14 protein-coding genes are annotated in these 18457 nt (G+C 44.8%); 5 read left to right on the forward strand and 9 right to left on the reverse strand.

Features of this window, described 5'->3' with window-relative positions; all coding sequences use genetic code 11:
- Window positions 1-58: 58 nt before the first annotated feature.
- From EHV08_RS08335 to EHV08_RS08355, 5 genes are all read right to left on the reverse strand, one after another.
- Complete coding sequence (locus tag EHV08_RS08335) at window positions 59-1771, reverse strand: di-heme oxidoredictase family protein (RefSeq protein WP_126678866.1); 1713 nt, start codon at window positions 1769-1771, stop codon at window positions 59-61.
- A gap of 134 nt (window positions 1772-1905) precedes the next feature.
- Window positions 1906-3234, reverse strand: coding sequence for an imelysin family protein (locus EHV08_RS08340; protein ID WP_126678867.1), 1329 nt, complete (start codon window positions 3232-3234; stop codon window positions 1906-1908).
- A gap of 67 nt (window positions 3235-3301) precedes the next feature.
- Complete coding sequence (locus tag EHV08_RS08345; RefSeq protein WP_126678868.1) at window positions 3302-4615, reverse strand: hypothetical protein; 1314 nt, start codon at window positions 4613-4615, stop codon at window positions 3302-3304.
- 186 nt (window positions 4616-4801) lie between these two features.
- Window positions 4802-6613: a leucine-rich repeat domain-containing protein gene (locus EHV08_RS08350; protein WP_126678869.1), complete on the reverse strand. Its 1812-nt coding sequence runs from the start codon at window positions 6611-6613 to the stop codon at window positions 4802-4804.
- 18 nt (window positions 6614-6631) lie between these two features.
- Window positions 6632-7780, reverse strand: coding sequence for a fibrobacter succinogenes major paralogous domain-containing protein (locus EHV08_RS08355; RefSeq protein ID WP_126678870.1), 1149 nt, complete (start codon window positions 7778-7780; stop codon window positions 6632-6634).
- A 350-nt stretch (window positions 7781-8130) separates the two neighbouring features.
- On the opposite strand from EHV08_RS08355, the gene EHV08_RS08360 reads away from it, so the two are divergent.
- Window positions 8131-8520, forward strand: a complete 390-nt coding sequence (locus EHV08_RS08360; protein WP_126678871.1) for a hypothetical protein — start codon at window positions 8131-8133, stop codon at window positions 8518-8520.
- Window positions 8517-9659: a hypothetical protein gene (locus EHV08_RS08365; protein WP_126678872.1), complete on the forward strand. Its 1143-nt coding sequence runs from the start codon at window positions 8517-8519 to the stop codon at window positions 9657-9659. The genes EHV08_RS08360 and EHV08_RS08365 overlap by 4 nt, the downstream gene beginning before the upstream one ends.
- 411 nt (window positions 9660-10070) lie before the next feature.
- Here EHV08_RS08365 and EHV08_RS08370 read toward each other — a convergent pair whose 3' ends face one another.
- From EHV08_RS08370 to EHV08_RS08385, 4 genes are all read right to left on the reverse strand, one after another.
- The gene (locus EHV08_RS08370) at window positions 10071-11963 is read right to left on the reverse strand and encodes a hypothetical protein (protein WP_126678873.1); all 1893 of its coding nucleotides are present in this window, start codon (window positions 11961-11963) and stop codon (window positions 10071-10073) included.
- A gap of 19 nt (window positions 11964-11982) precedes the next feature.
- Window positions 11983-13071, reverse strand: a complete 1089-nt coding sequence (locus EHV08_RS08375) for a hypothetical protein (RefSeq protein WP_126678874.1) — start codon at window positions 13069-13071, stop codon at window positions 11983-11985.
- A gap of 292 nt (window positions 13072-13363) precedes the next feature.
- The gene (locus tag EHV08_RS08380) at window positions 13364-14389 is read right to left on the reverse strand and encodes a porin (protein ID WP_126678875.1); all 1026 of its coding nucleotides are present in this window, start codon (window positions 14387-14389) and stop codon (window positions 13364-13366) included.
- A 27-nt stretch (window positions 14390-14416) separates the two neighbouring features.
- Window positions 14417-15406 carry a YitT family protein gene (locus EHV08_RS08385; protein WP_126678876.1) on the reverse strand — a complete coding sequence of 330 codons (990 nt, stop codon included), beginning with the start codon at window positions 15404-15406 and terminating at the stop codon, window positions 14417-14419.
- A 594-nt stretch (window positions 15407-16000) separates the two neighbouring features.
- Here EHV08_RS08385 and EHV08_RS08390 point away from each other — a divergent pair.
- From EHV08_RS08390 to EHV08_RS08400, 3 genes are all read left to right on the forward strand, one after another.
- Complete coding sequence (locus tag EHV08_RS08390) at window positions 16001-17152, forward strand: thioredoxin-like domain-containing protein (RefSeq protein WP_126678877.1); 1152 nt, start codon at window positions 16001-16003, stop codon at window positions 17150-17152.
- Between the two features lie 194 nt (window positions 17153-17346).
- On the forward strand, window positions 17347-17763 hold the full coding sequence (locus tag EHV08_RS08395; RefSeq protein WP_126678878.1) for a GxxExxY protein: 417 nt from the start codon (window positions 17347-17349) through the stop codon (window positions 17761-17763).
- Window positions 17764-17880: 117 nt separating this feature from the next.
- A complete protein-coding gene (locus tag EHV08_RS08400; protein ID WP_238988049.1) occupies window positions 17881-18435 on the forward strand; it encodes an NUDIX domain-containing protein in 555 nt (184 codons plus the stop codon).
- The last annotated feature ends 22 nt before the right edge of the window (window positions 18436-18457 follow it).

Consider the following 18457-nt stretch of genomic DNA (forward strand, 5'->3'; position numbering starts at 1 on the left):
CTTCCCGCTGGCGTTAAATGAAAGCGGACGCAGAAAGAGGGCATATATCGTTAAGTAGTTAGATTGAGCGCAAGAACTTGACCACTGCATCGCGGTCGCTCTTGGTCAGGTTGTAGAATTTTTCCGCCGAATGGTAGGCATCAGAATTCTTGCTATAGCCGTGCCACATGATAGCCTCGATCTCGTTACGAGCTCGGCAGTCGTGCAGTCGGTCTTCAGCACCGGTGTTCAGCATTGACAGTCCGCGTCCCCACAGAGGTGTGGTACGACACCATGAACCGTGAATACCGTTCTTCATGAAAAGACGATGCTGCACCATATCGGTATATGGGTATATGTTCTGATATGGGTAACGTGGCAGACTGAGATTTTCCTTTATCAGCATTGACGGTGCCCAATAGTTGTCCGGTCCTGTTGTCCATTTCGGACGGTGACATGTTGCGCAACCAATCTCGTTGAACACCTTCTTTCCTCTTTGCACCGTAGCATCGTTCAGGTCGCGTGCTCTCGGCACAGCCAGTCCGCGATGCCATACCATGAACTGCCAGAAGTTGTTGTCAGTCATTTCCGGAGCAAACTTATGATAAGGGTTGTTGAACTGATCGGTGGTCGGGTCGAGCAATGTCTTTACGGCTGCTGCTATTCCCTCGTCGGTTCCATCGTTATAGTAAGGCGACTTAGGATCGGCCTTTATCTTTGCAATCACGTCCGGATTTTTCGACATTGCAGTAGCCCATGCCGTCGTGGTGTAAAGGAATCGGCGGTCGCTGCGGCTCACGTTTGGAATGTTCCACATCGCGTTGGCTCCTGCACCGTCTTGTAGTGATGCGCGAGTCATGGCGTATGTGAATCGCTTTATCTTCATTGTGCCATCAGCAAGACGATACCATGCTCCGTTGGTCTTTCCCAATGAAGGGTCGCCGGCCCAGTCGTTCTTTGCCTTGTCCCACATTCCCGGGTTCAGTTCTACGAAACGTGCCTCTCTCTGATATTGCTTTTTGATTGAGTCTTCGGGAATAGCGTCAAGCAATCCGCTACCGTAAATACCAATCGTTGACTCCAGACGGAACGCAAGATTAGTAGGTTTCGGATCCACGTTGAATGCTGCGATGTCGATATTCACTTCCGGATAAATCAACTCATACTTCTCTCCATCGGGGAATTGAAGAGGCAGCCCGCTTTCCATTGCTGTCACTTTCTGCCAATTGATATTGATGCCGGACTCGTCGATTGGTGGAAGGAACGGCGACACGGCTCTTGTTTGCGGCATGCCGGTAACCTCCTTGATGTATGGGCCGTCGTCGCTGTTAGCGCCATCTACCGGGTGATACACCACGAGCAGGTAACCATTGCCGCGTTGGTCGGCATTGTATTTGGTCATGCGCTTACCATGTCCGTAGCCCGGGTGACAGTCAATACACGATGTTCGCACGTAAGCAGGGCCCAGACCGCTGAACGAAGCGGTGCTTTTCTCTGTGAAGTCGTGCTCGAAGAGCATTTCTCCGCGTTTGAAAGCCGAAATCAGGTCAGACTTTGGAACAGCCGGAGCCTCATCTTCATAGCAAGATGCGGTTGTGTTCATCGTGGTTCCGAGTTCACCTCCCGGATACCATTCCTCCGGCAGGAAGCCCTCAACCTGCTTACCCACGTATTTGTAATCGTCTTCGCCTGTAGTGCTGATGATGTCGATATTGTCGTCGGTACACGAAACAATAGTTGTTCCGGCCAGTAGTCCGAACATCATCAGTGCTGTTATCTTGTGATTCTTCATAATGTTATTGAAAATATTTCAAATATATTATTGTAGTATAGTTTTTAGAAGAGGGATTGCGAAAGCGAAAGGCTCGCTCCCCAAATGTTCATAGACACCGAGTTGCATCAAAGCAACTCGGTGTCTGTTACGTATTAGTTAGCGAGAATCCACTTAGATGTTTCGTTCAGACAGTCGTCAAGTTCGCTTACCGCGTCCATTGCCACTTTCACCATACCGTCGCCCGGGTTCTGAACAAACGCCTTGCCACTGGTTCTGCAATTGTTCAGTGCCATTAATGCAGCCTGCAGTTTGCTGTTAAGTTCAGCAGCAGCCGTAGCATTGTATTTCACGAGATAACCCATAGCCGAAGTGTTGTCCCATTTGCCACTTGGAGCCTCAATGTTGCCGTAAAGACTGTTCTGAATACTCATTATGTTGTCGTAAAAGTCGTTGTAAGAGTTGTGGCTGTATGGCGACTCGATGTAGTTCGGGTCGTCTTTCACTATATTACCGTCCTCGTCTTTATGTTCTTCGGGTTTGCCTACTGCAGAACGATATGCCTGTCCCATCTTCTGGTCAGCAACTTCTGCGCAGATACCGGAGCAACCAGACACGAAGATTGTTTCCATAACCTTCTTCCATGTGGTGTGAGTACTTGTCGGAGTTGAAGCCGCCAAGATGTCTTCTCCATACGACAAACCGTTCTTTGCCACAGTCACCTTGTAGTCGTCAAACTTCTTCGCGCATTCGGCTACGCGTTCTCTGTGTGCCTTCGGGGCTTTGTTGCCGAGCCAAGCCACCTCAAGTTGGTAGCACTTGTCGCGCAAGTCGCAAGCTACGGCAGCAGCGAAGATAACCTCCTCTTTGCCGGTCACGTTCATACCTTTGAAATAATCTTCGAACGATTCCACTGCATCGTTGTTGAATATCTCCTTCGAACGGTTCTTGCCATCACGGAAGAAGATGAACTCTATGCCGTGGAAGCCAAGGTTCTCCTTTGTGAGATACTTGCGTGCTTCACCGTTAGACTCGGCTGCGTCCAAAGCCTTTATTTTGTTGTCGTCCTGCAAGTCCTTTGCGAGTGTTACCACGTCGAGAGGCCATGTGTCTATGTGCGGGTCAATTTCGAAGTCGCTTGCTGCGCCAAACAAGAATGCCTCGCTCTGTTCCCAGTATTTGCGTGCTGTCTTATACGAGTCGCATATTGCTGCAATATCTGCGTCAGAAACGGCTTCACCTGCCTTTAGTTTCTTTTTCAGCGCACTAATCTTTTGATATAAGTTCTCGGTTTCGTTAGCCAAGTTGCTGTAAGTAGGGTAAACCACGTCGTTCAGATAGTCGGTGGAGAGTGCTTTGATAGCATCGTTTTGTTCGGTGATGGTAATCATCGGTTTGTCGTCGTCACTGCTACATGAGGTCAGGTTGACAGACACTGTGCATGCTGCAGCAAATAACAGTGCGAAATTGAAAATCTTTTTCATCTTGATTGTTGTTATGCTTTTCTGTAATTAGTGAATAATATTCTTGTTAAATATGCCCAAAGGTGTTCTACATAAAGAATCCTTCGTAGGCCACACCGATGTTAATAGACGGTTCGTTGTTATATCTACCTTTCAGTATGCGGTTAGCATATTCTGCTTTGAAAACCACTTGTTTTATCGGATAATAGTTTACACCGAATGCAAATCGTTGTCTTGCGGTAAAGTCGTAAGAAGGTTGCGACTCCTCTTTTATGTAAGAATTATAGTATTCGTAACGTCCGAAGATGTATAGTTTGCGGTTGTCTGCACGCATTTTGGCACATTGTGAGAAGATGTCGTAGCCCGCTTCAATACCCATGGCCACCGCGTTCTTGCCAACGTATGTCTTGTTGTAAGGCGAAGTCTTCGGCGCATTGGTCTTGGCGCTGTTAAGCATCGGTGTGTCTGAAATGCTTCCGAAATCGGCTTGTCCGCGTACTATCCAGTTGTGACGGTTGTAGTCGAAGTCGAAAGAACCGATGAACACATTGCCTTTCACATTGTTATAAGTCTTTCCTTCGCCCTCCATTTCGTTGGGGAAAGTGTTGTGCATGGCCTGTCCGTAATATCCGCTTATTGCAAGGCGCAGTCCAGGAACGGTGTAGTTGTCAACTCTCATGGCAAAGCCGTACTTGTTGGCAGGCTTGAACTCGTAAGCCGACCTTACCGCATTGTGTGCCCAACCGTCGCGACTGAACAGCATTGCGTTGAGTCCGGCAGTCATTTGCACTTCGTATCTGAAATCGCCCGAGCGTCCCCAGAAACTTACTCCCGTGTCGTGCCATGCAGAAGGGAGGATAGTGTTTTCGCCCTCCGAACGGTAAACGCTGAAGAAATGCAGCGGTTCGTGGTGAGCATTATTAAGACCTACGGGAACGATGATGTGTCCGAAACGCAGGTTAGCAGCACCGGAGAAACTTTTTTGAATCCAGAATTGCTCCAATGTCACTTCTCCACCTTTCTCTATTTCGTGCTCAAACTCGCCGCCCTCGTCGTCTTCTATTTCGATTGCGCTACCTGTTCCGGTGTGCTCGAACTCTATTTCTGTACCCATAGTCCAGCCTTTTCCGAAGTCGTAGCCTAAATAAATCACGGCGTGCGGAATGTCGAAACGCCCGTTGCTCGGGTCTTTTTTGTATTTTGCCGGATTGCGATAACGGTACTGGTTGTCACTATAGAAATTGCGGCTGTAAGCCACTTCGCCATAACCACCTACGCTGAGACGGTTGCCTTTAGCATGCATCATCACGCTGTCTGATGCCGACACCTGGGCTTTGGCAATGCTGAAATTCAACATACAACCAAGAACACCCAGACATAATGCCATGATAGATTTGTTCATATAAGAATTGAGATTTTTACGTGTTTTATTAATGAAGACAAAGGTAAATGTAATCCTGATATATGGCAATACCCAATAGTGGGTATTTTTGTACAGATATTATGGATGTCATTAAACAGAAGTCGCAATATGTAGGTATGTTGCGACTTCCGAATAAGATGTTGTTCTAATATTATTGTTGTGCGTTTATCTGTTCAGGCGTTTCTTTCCGTTCTGTATTACGATGCCTTTAGTGTCCGGGGTGACACGTTGTCCGGCAATGTTGTATGCCGGTGTGTCTTGATTTTCGGTTTCTGTCGAGATGTCTCTTATTGCATTCACTTTATCAGACCCGATATAAGTGATGTCGAGCCACTCGCTTCTCTCTCCCAAATCATTGGTCAAAAGGCCTTCCGGAATTATGAGGTGGTAATTTGTTTCTGCCTCACTGTCGAACGTTGCGGTGGTGTCACCGTTTGTTCCAAGACCTCTTATCACGACATTATTGCCATCAACTTTTACTGTCCATCCGCCTTCTGCATATATCTGCGATACGCTATAATTGGTTCCTTTGCGAATATGTATGTCGGGGGTGGCATCCAATAAAGTCACGTTGCGGTCGAAAGTTAGTGTGTACTCCATTAGATTTCCTTGTGCATATAATTTGCTTCCATTTTCCGGAGTGATGCTTAAAGGAAGTATTGTACCTTTATCGCCCTCCACGATTTTCATGTAATTGTCGTATCCGGCACTTTTGTATGCGTCGGTTGCTCCCTTAGGAACAGTTATTGTGAGCACTGACGGTGTGAAGTTGTAGAACGGATGGTCGTATTCTTCGTACATATCCATTATTTCCGGAGCCACTGACGATAGGCACACTATGTTTTTCAGTGCGTTGCAATCTCTGAAAGCGCGGTTGTAGATTTGCTTTACACAAGATGGCATGACAACCTTTGTGAGCAATTTGCAGCCGTAGAACTGAGCATCGTTGATGTATGGCACGTTCTCAGGAAGTGTCACTTCCGTCAGTTTTGTTTGTGCAAAAACCTGTTCGTCGATAAATATGAGCGACTTGGGAAAATTGATAGAGTGCAGTTGTGATTTTTCGAACGCACCATAGCCGATACCCAGAAGACCGTCAGGGAGTGTCACCTCTTCTATGTCAGAGTTCCAGAACGTGCCTCCGTTGATTACCAATGTGCCCGGTTCTACCGCGAGTTTCGTTATACCTTTAATCGGAGCGATGAAGAGAATGGTCTTTTCCTTATTATAAACCACGTCGCCCACTCTCACGAAGTTCTCGCATCCGCTGTCAATGGTGAGGTCTTTCACCACCGTTCCGCCTATCACGCATTCGCCGAGTGAGGTAAGTGCTTTCGGAAGATTGATTGATTCGAGAGCCGCGTTGTTGAGAAAAGCCTCGTCGCCGATATACTCTACCGTTGATGGCAGTGTCACTTTCTTTAGCACTTTGTTGGTGTCGTAGGCGAATGTTCCCGATGTGAAAGCACCTTTACCGATGTATTTTAGTCCTTCGTTGAAATTTATTGTCTGCAAATTCGGACTGTACAGGAACGCACTTTTCGCTATCGTATCCACCGAAGCCGGTATGGTGAGATGCTCTATGCCGTTACCATAGAAAGCCGATTCGCCTATATATTCCAGTCCTTCGCTCAGGTTCAGTGTCTTCAAGAAGAATTTCGATGTAGAGCCAAAGAACGCTTGATTGCCTATACGCTTCACCGATGACGGAATAGTGACCTCAGTGGCTCCTCCCGAATAGGATGCCGAGAATGCCCTGTTGCCAATCGATGTGACATTGTAGGTGGTTTTTCCGTCGTTCGCCGTTGACGGAATGACTATTGTTGCTTCGGTCGTTCCGGTTGCAAAGCCTGTTATCTCTGCTGTATTCTCACTTGTTTTTACGAACTTGTATTTCCCGTCCGTGAACTCCTGTGCATCCTGTGCCTGCACGTTGATGCCTGCCAGTATGAGCAATGATAATAAAATTTTTTTCATATTAACTCCTTTCTTTTATTATTGTTTTCTTACGCAACGCACGCTATGTCCGAAATTATAGTCGTGTCCGTTGTTTTTATATATCGCGAATCCTGTTGCTTTGTTGTTCAGACGAGCCATGCACAGCGAGTTTGTTTTTGTCAATGGGTCGTAAATGATGGTGTTGCTCCAGAAGTAAGCGTCCAATCCTTCGTGCGAGTCGCCTGTCGCTGACGAGAAATAACCGCCCGGCAATGCGGAGAAGCCGGTGAGGTTGGTTCCTTCGCCACCGTCAACCCATGACATTGGCGTACTGTCCTTATATATTAATGCACTCGAACCGGCGTAGGTTTTCAGCATTTTCCATTGGTCTATTGATGGTATTTCCCAACCCTCCGGTGCCAGTCCGTTTTCGCTTAGCACGGCATGTCCGTTGTATAGTCTGCCGTACAAGGGCAATGAATTTTCCTCGTTGTCGGCATATATGTGGCATGCTCCGGTGGTGTTAGCGTTCCATTCCACAGTCTCGGTTGCCGAATATTGTGTTATCTCGATGCCGTTGGCATAGCGTTTTGTTTTCAGATTTTCCGCCATCCAGTATTGCGTGCCGATTTTCACAATCTTATACTCGTTCGCCTCAGTGCCACGAGTGTCTTTCAGAAGATCCGGACTTACCGTTGCAGCACCCGTAACCTCTGCCGGAGTGGTGGCAGTCAGTCCTTCGTTGCTGATGTAAAGAGTGGTGAGCGGTGTTGTTCCTGCCGTGTAAACTACTTTGTTTGTATTCTCGTCCCATACCACAGAACCTCCATCTGTGGCCGAAATTCCCTTTGTGAGATCAACTTTACGTGTCGCTCTGTCAACAGGATACACCACAACCGTTTGTTTCTTTATTGGTTTGATGTACTCAAGGCAAATCTCGGCAATCTTGTTTTCACCCTGCATCACATTCATTACATAACTCTCTTTGAACTTTTCCGGAATTTCGATGCTCAACGTCCCTTCAATGTTCAGTTCGTCGGTAGGGTTGTCTTCTACCTTTACGAAGTTCACAAAGTCGATGTCTTCGGTATGGAAAGAGTGCGTTGTGCCGTCTTTCATGTTGAGAATCATCTTCCTTTTCTCTGTCTGTCCCCATGCCATTGTTATTACCATGAGGAGTAATAGTGCTGTAATGTTTCTTTTCATAAGGTGTAGGTCTTGTCAGGTTTAATAGAATTTATAATGTTTTTATCCGTTTATGCAAATGTAGTGAAATTATTTCATAAGACAACAAGTTTCCTTTAAAAACTAACCATATCGTTGTCAATGCACAGTTTTTACTCCTTGTTCTTCACTATTTTGTTGTTTCTTGGGATTGTTATGAGTCTTTTTCGTTGATAATTAATTAGAAGAAAATGGGCAAATCATACTATGTAAGTTTACCTTGTTACATGAACGTATTAATTTATTTTAATAAACAGTGTTTTTTGGGTTTATATTTGGCAAACTTGTTTTAAATGATTATTTTTGCGTTTGATTCTCAACAACTAATTACCATGAAAAAAATACTACTTTCTTTTGCTGCCATGTTCTTTTCGGCAGCGTCAGTCAATGCAGACGATTTCGTAACTGTGGCAAGTGGGACACAGACAACGCAATTCGCAGTAAACGATATTGAGAAAATCAAATTCGGAGAGGATATAATCACGTTTGTCGAGAAATCGGGCAAAGAAACTCCTTTTGAATATGATGTAATCAACGAAATCACATTCGATTATATTGCCACCGGACTGGATGCCGTTCCTGTTCTCGACGCGCTTCCTATTGATGCCGAGGGGGCAGAGGTGTATAGCCTGTCCGGACATAGAATGAATGGCGATAAACTTCCCGGCGGTGTGTATATAATCAAGAACGGAACAAAGGTCACTAAATTCATAAAGCGATGAAACGATTTTTGTTTTTATGCCTTATTTTAAGCGTCGGTTGTGTGGCAATGGCTCAACCGAAAGAGAGGCGACAGGTGATTTTTGTTGACCATAGCGATGACTCTACCAAGTTTTATATAGACGAACTGGAGTATGCAACGATTGACAGTACAACAACCACAACACCGAAATATAAATATGTAAACCTGAAGAGAAAGACCGGAGCGGATGTCCGGATGTATTTCTCGAACATTAAGAACGTGGTGTTCCGGAAGGTGAAAGAGAATGTTGTGTTGCCAGACAAAGCCCCCAAAGTGGGCGACTATTATTATAGTGACGGCACATGGAGTGACGGCGGACTTGTAAGTATCAACGATGATGGTACAAAGCCGGTGTGGGCAGAGGTGAAACCTGCTCCTGTTCAAGGGAAGACGGTGATTGGTATAGTGGCCGTGACCGACACATTGCGCATGGCACAGAGCGATCGTGACGCAGGATTCAAGCATGGGTATGTGGTTTGCAGTAAGTTTGTACACGACCCGAACAACAAGCATCCGAACAACGGAGAGCCTTTTGCAACCACGAAATTCTCTTTCGATGACAATTTCGAGTGTGATATAAAAGTGAGGAAAACCGGTAAGTCGTGGTATGAAGACATTGAAGGTCGTGAGCATTGCAGAAAAGTAATCGCGTATTATGGGAACGCGCTCGTGACGCAATGTCCCACAGTTTACTACACCAACATTATGGCTCATCCGTCAACATCAAGCGAGTGGTTTATCCCTTCCACCGGACAGATGTGGGATGTGTTGGCAAACTTGTGTGGCAACACTGCCGCACAACGCATGAAAGGGTGGCGTACAGTCACTGAAGATGCCACAATAAACTGCACGGCATATATCTACGACGACCCGATGTCGCACTTCAACAGCACCCTTGATAAAGTGGCTGAGATCGATAAGGAATTGCTTGAGTTAGATAGTGATTTCCACAACTATTGTCCGTTGTGGACCAGTACGCGTTATAGTGAAGACGCAATGGATATTTTCATTGTTGGCACGAAGCACAAATCGGGAAACTATAAGGGTAAGTCGCTGATAGAATGTATGGCGGAGTGGTATAACGGAGACTGTTATGCACGACCGATATTGGCCTTCTGAAAATTAGAGATAGGGGAGAATGTATTAAGGAGTTTAGTGGTGACATAGTTTATAAAGTCACTACTAAACTCCTTAAATTTTTTTCTTCATTTCTTTAATCTTCATCGGCAATCAGGCAATAATGGCCGATTGGGGCGACGAAAGGAATCAGATGCGAAACCAAAACAGGCTGTTTTGCCGAGCAAATTGGGCGAAATTGCCGAGTAAAATGGGCGATTTTGGTTTCCAATTTGGGCGAAATTGCAATGCAAAGTGCTGTTCTCCGGTAGGCGTTTCATGTTATATCCTAATCCGTTATCATACTGATGTTTCTCTGCATCCTATTGATTTCGGCTATTCCTGATTTCTTTTTTTGAAAAAAAATATGAAGGCTCTAATTCCCGATTTGGGAATAATAGAGCCTTTTAATTCTTATTTTATCCACACTTTCTTTCCCTTGTGTATGAACAGTCCGTGCTGTGGTTGTGCCACACGCTGTCCTTGCAGGTTGTACCAAGCATTATCAGTGGTCTCGTTATTTACGATGTTGATGCCGGTAGGGATATCTGTTGCATCGATATATGTCAACTGTATTGCTGGGGCTTCAGCGCAACGGAGTTCGTTATCATGAATATTTAACACGTGGTCTTTTGCATAATTCTCCATGAAAGTAGTCTTGTCGCTGGCGAATATAGCCGAGCGGTATGGTTCTTTTGGCTCGCGCGAAACGAAGTAGAACTGGAAAATGTCTGTAGATGGATCGAAATAAGTCTCGCTCTCGTTCGTTATCGTCACCACGAGCGACTTGCCATTATATTTGTAAGGCTTGTCCTTGATGTCCAAAGCGAGGTGGAAGTCTTCACCGTTATTGAATGCCTGCACGAAGTTTGCAGTCATGTCGTAGGTTGTTGAAGGCTCTGCATACTCGGTCTGAATCCACTCGTACTTAGACAACTCATCGTTGTAAGGGAATGTTTCTTTGTCGGTTTCTGTGATATACACTTTTACCGTGCTCTTATATGCATCTTGAGTATATGCGCCGGACATTCCTGAGAACGTGAGTGATGTTATGGCCTTGCCATTGAGTTTTTCCAACCATGCGGCAGGATAGATTGTCTGCGTACCGCTGTTCTTATAGTTGAATGTCATTGGCGAGTTGTGATTGTTGAATCCATCGTATGCCACCTTGTCGTTGCCTTTTCCGTAGAAGTTGCCTATTGTAAGCACTCCGTCCGGATCGGGGTCTGGTTCGGTAGATTTCTTTACTATCACATAGAACGTTCCGGCCTCAAGCGTTGCCGGTTCTGCCTGATGATAGAATCCATATTTTCCTTCCTTCTCGCCGAATACATAGATTGTGTCACCGTTAGCCACTGTTCCGTCGCTTACCTTTATCAGGTTATCGGCAATGGGAGAGGCTTCTGTGTCAGTCGAATAGAATACCGGAGCCACGAGCGAGCGAATTATAAGGTTTGCCCCTGTCGGTGCTTCGGTAACTTTTTCGTAAGTTATCTTACCATCTGTTGTGGCAGTAACCTTGAGCGCATCAAGTCCGGCGATGTTGAGATCGGTGTCATACTTCGCCGTGAATGTTCTCCAAGTGCTGTCGGGTGCAGTAGTATCGGCATATCCGTAGGCCACTGCCGGCATGTCCACCAGTCCCAGGTTTCCTGCCGGTTTCAGGTCTCCGTTGAGTACTTCTGCCGGGTTTCTGCTCTCCGGGAAAGTCAATGTGCTCTTAGATGTTTTCTTTACCTTTGGGAAATCAATAATGAATCCACCATCGGTGCAGGTCTCACCGGTGGCTGTCACAGTCACCACGAGGTTGTTCTCTCCGCTGTAATAGAACGGACGGTCGAACGTAATGGTGAACTCCGGTCCCATTGTACCGTCCCAGTTGTATATCTCGCTCAGTGTCAGTGTGCCTTGATATACGGACTGTTGCCAACTTGTGTCGAAGAATCTGAATCTTTTTTCTTCTTTCTTGAAAGCCTCCCTATTTGTCTCACCGATGTATATCGTGATGTCGCGAGTAAGGTCTTCACCGTAATATCCGTTGTTATACATTCTCAGATTCAGCGTAGTGATGTTCTTTCCCGCCATTGCCGCGATGTCGGCTTTTGGCAGAATCGTTTGCGAACCGCTATTCTCCAGATAGTAATTTATGGGTGCTATCTCGTAGTAGTTCCCTGTTTCATAGAGGTTTTCGGGTTTCTCTCCGCCCTCCTCCAACTCGGCATAGTTGCCGAGTGATAGTTTCTGTGCCGATGCCGTACAGAATGTGGTACCGAGTAACAGTGCCGTGAGTAAATGTTTTGTTTTCATTCCTTTATAAGATTAATTGTTATTTAATGACTATCTTCTTGCCATTCTTTATGTATATGCCACACTTCGGCGTATCTATTCGCTGTCCGTTGAGGTTGTATATGATATCTGACGAAATTTCCGGCATGGTCGTTGAGGGTTGGTTGATTCCTGTCACGATTTCCGAGGTCTTGTCAGCGAGATTCACTCTTACCATGTCTGACTTCGGCGACTGCACATAATGATATGTCGTGCCGCCGTTCTCGTCCGGTTTGAAGTTGTAGGCTCCGGCTTGAACGGTGTAGTAAAGTTCACGCACATCGTTTGAAGCATACTTTGTTGCATCGATGAATTTCTTCGCCGTTACATCTTCACCACTCGGTGTCTGGGCATCTATTTTCTCATCAATGGCAACGAGTGAGTAGAATATGTCTCCTTTCTCAAGGTGCTGAATCACGCGCACTCGGTCGAGATAGTCGCCCATTCCCGGTTTTGCGGTGATGTTTATCACGCTGAAGAACAGGTCTTCACATCCGTTCTCGAACTCCAGTTCTTTCTCGAATTTTCCTGTTCCACCGCCACTTATCGACACCTCGTATTTCACAATCTGTTTCTCGCCCTTGCCGTGGCTCTCCACCAGTATTGTATCCTTGTTGTTGCTGTATGTTGTTAAGATTAGTTTATAACGCCCATTGTTGTGCTGCAGGTTTATGTATGGGGAGTAAACCTTTCCGGCCACCATGCTTGGTACGAATGTAGGGAATGCGTATGCCGACCAACCGGCACTGTGTGCATATCCGTAGTCATCGAAATTCACGTAATTCTCTTCGCCTCCCAGTGGCGACAGAAACGAACCGCTGGTGATGCCGTTGAAGTCTTCGTCAATCAGTTTGTAATCGTCTGCCTTGTCGATTACGAATTTCTCATACACGCTTACGGAATAGCCTTCTGCTCCTTCCACTTTTTCCCAGTTCGCCGTGAAGCCCTTGTCGGTTATTGTCGTGGCAGGTTTTACAATAGGTTTGGCCAGTTCTGCCGCCCCTTCATTATTCACTTCTTTACTTAACTGTGCGTTAGCATTAACGGCAATTGCCAGTAATGCAAACGCAACAAAACAATTCGTTTTCATACTTTTATTTTTTTTATTTGAATATTGTTCGATAAATATGCCTTTAGGCATTATTTTTTTTAGACGTATTTTAAAAGGATGCTTCAAATCATACGTTTTGAAACAACCTCTTATTAGTTTTTTCGCCTGCAAAATTACTGATGTCTGTATAAATACGCAATACCTATTAATAGGTATAACGTGTGATGTAAGCACTTGTTTGCTTCAATGTTTTTATGCCTGTTGCCAAAACAAAAAGACGGACAAAGGAAACGTTGTGGGTTTTCCTTTGCCCGTCTTTTTTATCTTTGTATTAAAGAACCTTTGCTCTCCATGTTACTCCGATGTTCACGTTCGACTCTTTGTCGTGTACCGTTCCGTTCGGATTGCCATTTTTGCCGAAAGCATAACCGTAGTTGCCATGTATCCGGACGTTCTTGTCTTTTAGTGGGAAGAACTCCACGCCTCCGCTTATTCGTTTCAGTTCTGTTCCGTTCATCACTGCCACATCAGCAGCAGTGCCCGACTTGTTCACCTCGTAACTTGCCTTTGCAAAGATGTTGAATTTCTCGCTTGGTTGGTAAGACACTTGGCAAACCACCGAGCAGTCTTTGCCGAAAAATGTCTGACCTGAAGCAGCACGGTTCATGAAGTCGAGTTCCACTTGCACGTTGTCGCTGACATGGAAACGGTTGCCGAGCGATAGGTAGTTGATAAATTTGCCCGGGGCATATTCCAATAGGTTTGCCGACCACATCGGTTCGTATGAACCGTGTCTGCCCGTCCATTCCAGATTGTAGGCATACATGTCCTCACCTCTTCCTGCGAGTGCGTTGTATCGCTTCTGATATGGGCTTTGACAAACTTGGAAAGAGAAAGAGTCATTACCGCTGTTTGTCGTGTATTGTCCGGTCATACCCCATTGGTAGCATGGGAAATTATAGCAGAACTCTGAAAGGAAATAGCAGTCGATGGGGGCAGGGTAGAGTTCCCTGCCTGCCACATTCACTATCAATTTACCCGCCATGACCGAGAAATTGTTCGTAGGTTTGTAAATCAGATACAACCAGTCGGTGGCATCAAAGAACGAGTAGTCTTTGTGAATACCGTTCAGGCGGTTTCTGAAAGCGAATGAGAACTGCGGCGATATTTCACCTTTTATGATGACGTTCACCACGTTGCCCTTGAATCCGCAGTCATTCTTTATCTTCGTTCCGTCGATGTCGCGATATTCGTAGTCGCCTCTTGCCTCGAAATCGAGGCTCACAGGTTTATTGTCCTGTGCGTATGCCGTAGATGCGCAGATGCACAACAGAGCCAAGATGCTTTTTATTTTCATTATATTTATATGTGTTTTTTAGATGCGTTATGCCTCCTGTTTGTTTGTACCTTTGTTCAGTTTCCCTTTCTTTGCCCATAGTCCGTGCACTTCGCGAATGTTGTCCGTGGTGCAGAAAGCATCAATCTTGTTTTCTCCCAGCCATTCCATCATCTTTGAAAGGTCGTCGCCGGTCATGATGATTTCAAGTTGCATCTTCTTCTCATGGCTGTATCCGCCCATCACTTCGTGCATCGTTACGCCTCTTTTAATTGTCTTAACGGCATATTCGCGTATCTTCTCATATTCATTGGATATTATGAGCACGCGGGCTTTTGAGTGCATGTCGAGCATGAAACGGTTGAGAATAAGTCCGTTGAGCCATGTTCCGATGAGTCCGATTATAACGAGGTTTACCGGGTTTATGGAAAAAGCGGTACAGCAGATTGCACCTCCTGATATGGTTACAGCGGTGCCAAGGTTCAGGCCGGTGTACTTGTTCAGGATCTTTGCGAGAATGTCAAGACCGCCGGTAGAGGCATTGATGCTGAACAAGATGCTCTGTGATGCACTGAGAATCACAACGAAGCAGAGCAAGTCGAACCAAGGGTTTGCTAACGCTTGGCCGGCAATGTGTTCGGTGAACATCGACTCGTCTATCGGTGCTACTTTAGCAAGGATATCGACCATAGGGCCAAGTATCAGCGCGGTATATACGGTCTTTGCTCCGAACTCGTTTCCTATGAGCAGGAACGACATTACCAACAACACGGCATTGATGACGAAAATCGTTGTTCCGACAGAGATGAACGGCATCAGTTGGGATAATACCAGAGAGAGACCGGTGATAGAACCAACGATGAGTTTACTCGGGATAAGGAAGAAATGTACTCCCACTGCAGCAACGAACATGCCCGCAGTCATGATGATAAGTTCTACCCAGAACTTCTTTGTGGTCAATAGGTGTCCTATTTGAGCCACTTGCGATTTTACGTTTTCGGCAGAGAAAATGTTCTTGCCTTTCATTTTTTTATCCATATTCTATTTGTGGTTTTTTATTTGTTTTTCATTCATGATTGTTGACAAATACATGTCACATCCTTATACGATTTATGTTAATTTCACGTTAGGCGCTGCAAAATTAAGGCTTTATTATGAAATGGAAAATGTTTCGGCCGAAAATTTTTAATATTTTTGTGTAAATCATCAATTATTGCTATGTGAAGGTGCAAAAATATTCACTTTACACCTCGTTTTATGGGGTGTTTTTGTATTTTGGTTTCAAATTATAAGTTTGTGATTTTGTTGTTTGTAATTTGCTGTATTGTAGTGTGTTTTGTATTCCTTTCATAATGTCAGTATGCCGTTTTTTGTTGCCGTGTAACAAGATTGGTTTTAAAGTGTTACTTTTTTGTATATTTTTGCTCTAAAAAACAACTATGCAGTTTCTGACGTTATGATGTGTTGTTACGTCACTTTTTTGCAACATAAAGAGTAACAACGCTGTGATGTGAATACTCAAATGCCCTATCCGTTACTTATGCCGTGAGCAAAAAAATGCTTTTTTATTTTGTGTTACAATCATTTTCCAGTACTTTTGCAATCAAAATAAGAGAAATAAATAACATTGGTATGAAACGTAACTCCATTATAATAGCCATTTGCGCGATGGCTGTAGTAACTTTCACGGCGTGTAATGAAAGTAAATTCCGTATTGAAGGAAGTATTGCTAACGCCAAGGATTCTATGCTTTATCTTGAGAATATGAGTCTTGACGGACCGGTGAAGACCGACTCGGTGAAACTTGATGAGAACGGTGCATTTTCTTTCTGTGGTGAGAAACCGGAGGCTCCGGAGTTTTACCGGCTTCGCATCGCTGCACAGATAATAAACATAAGCATCGACTCAACAGAAACGGTGACGGTGAAGGCACGCTATCCGGAAATGGCTTCGCAATATACTGTGGAAGGTTCGGAGAACTGTTCTAAGATAAAGGAACTTGCTTTGCGACAGATGTCGCTGCAACAGAAAGTAATAGAAATCAGTCAAAATCCTATGTTGGGCGTTAGGGCTACCGAGGATTCGATACAAAGTTTGGTAGATGCTTACAAAGAAGATGTTAAGAGGAATTATATATTCAAGGAACCGATGAAGGCTTACTCGTACTTCGCTCTGTTCCAGACTTTGGGTAATGTGTTTATATTCAACCCTCGGAATGATGCCGACGACGTTAAGGTGTTCGGGGCGGTTGCCACAAGTTGGGACACGTATCACCCTAATACGCTGCGCGGACAGAATCTTCATAACATAACCATTGAGGGTATGAAGAACCAAAGAATATTGAAGAATAGAGATTTGGAGATTGATGCCTCGAAAGTGAATACTTCTAATATCATAAATATTGCATTAGTGGATAACCGCGGTACGATGAGACAACTGACCGACCTGCAAGGCAAAGTGGTGTTTCTCGACTTTCATCTGTTCTCCTCGGAGAAGAGCACCGAGAGGATAATGATGCTGCGCGAACTGTATAATAAGTACCATGAGCGTGGATTGGAGATTTTCCAAGTTGGTCTTGATGAGGATGAACACTTCTGGAAACAACAAACTGCTGCACTGCCTTGGATCAGTGTGCGTGCCTCGGGAGAAGAAGCAGAGGCTCTCCTTATGAAATATAATGTGAGAAATATTCCCACGTTCTTCCTTGTAGATCGCAATAATGCTCTTTATAAGAGGGATGTGCAGATGAATGATTTTGAGAAGGAACTCCAGACACTTCTTTAGGAAAGGAAGACAAAATGTTGTTTGACAGAAAGACAGAAATTGTTTGGACATAAATACAAATTTTGTTTGACATAAAGACAAATATGTTTAGACAGAAAGACAAATATGTTTAGACAGAAAGACATAATTTGTTGGAGGGATAGACAAAAAAGTTTTATAGAAAGAAAAAATGGGAGAAATCAAATATAAATATAATGTATAATGGTATTAATGAAGAGGGGGTAAGTGTTGATGTGGAGGCAACAATCAGGGAAGTGGTTGATTGTGCCTATCATGTTCGCGGGCAGTTGAGTCAGGGATTTGAGGAGAAAATATATAAGAATGCGATGTGTATAGAGATGGGTAAGCGCGGGTTGGAGGTTAAAACAGAGGTTCCGGTGAACGTATATTACGATGACATAATAGTGGGACAGTACCGTGCGGACATCATTGTTAATAATGTTGTCATCATCGAACTAAAAGCAAACCATTCGCTATGTCCTGCCAACGAGGTGCAACTCGTGAACTACCTAAACGCCTTACACATAGACAACGGCCTCCTTATCAACTTCGGAGGTGAAAAACTTGAGTGTAAACGTAAATTCAGAAAATATAAACTCCCTTTCCAATAACCTCTTAAAACTCTCCCTCTTTTTGTCTTTCCGTCTAAAAATTTCTGTCTTTATGTCCAAACATTTTTGTCTTTATGTCCAAACAATTTCTGTCTTTCTGTCTAAAAACAAGTCTTTATGTCCAAACAAATGATGTCCCACCCTTTAGATAAATTCAAGTATTGTCCTTTATGTGGTTCCGCGTCTTTCATGTCATCTTCCGAAAAGAGCAAAAAGTGCGCATCATGTAATTTCGAGTTGTTCATGAACCCATCGGCAGCCACGGCAGCCTTTATCTTCGATAACAAAGGTCGTGTGCTTGTTGTCAGGCGCGGACGGGAGCCGGCCAAAGGTACACTCGACCTCCCCGGAGGTTTCAGTGACATCGGAGAAACGTCAGAAGAAACTGTCATCCGCGAAGTTAAGGAAGAAACGGGCTTGACGATAACATCGGTAGAGTTCCTATTTTCTCTTCCCAACACCTACCATTACAGCGGCATGACAATCCCCACCATCGACATGTTCTACCGTTGCGAGGTCGCAGACACCGCCATTTTAGTCCCCGACGATGATGTGGACGAAGCCGTATGGATTCCCATAAACGAATTGAAGCCCGAAAAATTCGGGCTCCAAAGCATTAGTAGTGGTGTAAAACGACTTCTTGACCAACACCTGTCAAGGTCGAAATCATAACCGGTATATTTGAAATCTTTGT

This window comes from Prevotella koreensis, from assembly GCF_003977605.1.
Classification (GTDB): Bacteria; Bacteroidota; Bacteroidia; order Bacteroidales; family Bacteroidaceae; genus Prevotella; species Prevotella koreensis.

Coding starts and splice junctions, on each gene's coding strand:
- EHV08_RS08375 (WP_126678874.1), bottom strand. CDS start 13,071: ATGAAAACGAATTGTTTTGTTGCGTTTGCATTACTGGCAATTGCCGTT.
- EHV08_RS08335 (WP_126678866.1), bottom strand. CDS start 1,771: ATGAAGAATCACAAGATAACAGCACTGATGATGTTCGGACTACTGGCC.
- EHV08_RS08340 (WP_126678867.1), bottom strand. CDS start 3,234: ATGAAAAAGATTTTCAATTTCGCACTGTTATTTGCTGCAGCATGCACA.
- EHV08_RS08385 (WP_126678876.1), bottom strand. CDS start 15,406: ATGGATAAAAAAATGAAAGGCAAGAACATTTTCTCTGCCGAAAACGTA.
- EHV08_RS08365 (WP_126678872.1), top strand. CDS start 8,517: ATGAAACGATTTTTGTTTTTATGCCTTATTTTAAGCGTCGGTTGTGTG.
- EHV08_RS08345 (WP_126678868.1), bottom strand. CDS start 4,615: ATGAACAAATCTATCATGGCATTATGTCTGGGTGTTCTTGGTTGTATG.
- EHV08_RS08360 (WP_126678871.1), top strand. CDS start 8,131: ATGAAAAAAATACTACTTTCTTTTGCTGCCATGTTCTTTTCGGCAGCG.
- EHV08_RS08355 (WP_126678870.1), bottom strand. CDS start 7,780: ATGAAAAGAAACATTACAGCACTATTACTCCTCATGGTAATAACAATG.
- EHV08_RS08380 (WP_126678875.1), bottom strand. CDS start 14,389: ATGAAAATAAAAAGCATCTTGGCTCTGTTGTGCATCTGCGCATCTACG.
- EHV08_RS08395 (WP_126678878.1), top strand. CDS start 17,347: ATGTATAATGGTATTAATGAAGAGGGGGTAAGTGTTGATGTGGAGGCA.
- EHV08_RS08390 (WP_126678877.1), top strand. CDS start 16,001: ATGAAACGTAACTCCATTATAATAGCCATTTGCGCGATGGCTGTAGTA.
- EHV08_RS08400 (WP_238988049.1), top strand. CDS start 17,881: ATGTCCAAACAAATGATGTCCCACCCTTTAGATAAATTCAAGTATTGT.
- EHV08_RS08350 (WP_126678869.1), bottom strand. CDS start 6,613: ATGAAAAAAATTTTATTATCATTGCTCATACTGGCAGGCATCAACGTG.
- EHV08_RS08370 (WP_126678873.1), bottom strand. CDS start 11,963: ATGAAAACAAAACATTTACTCACGGCACTGTTACTCGGTACCACATTC.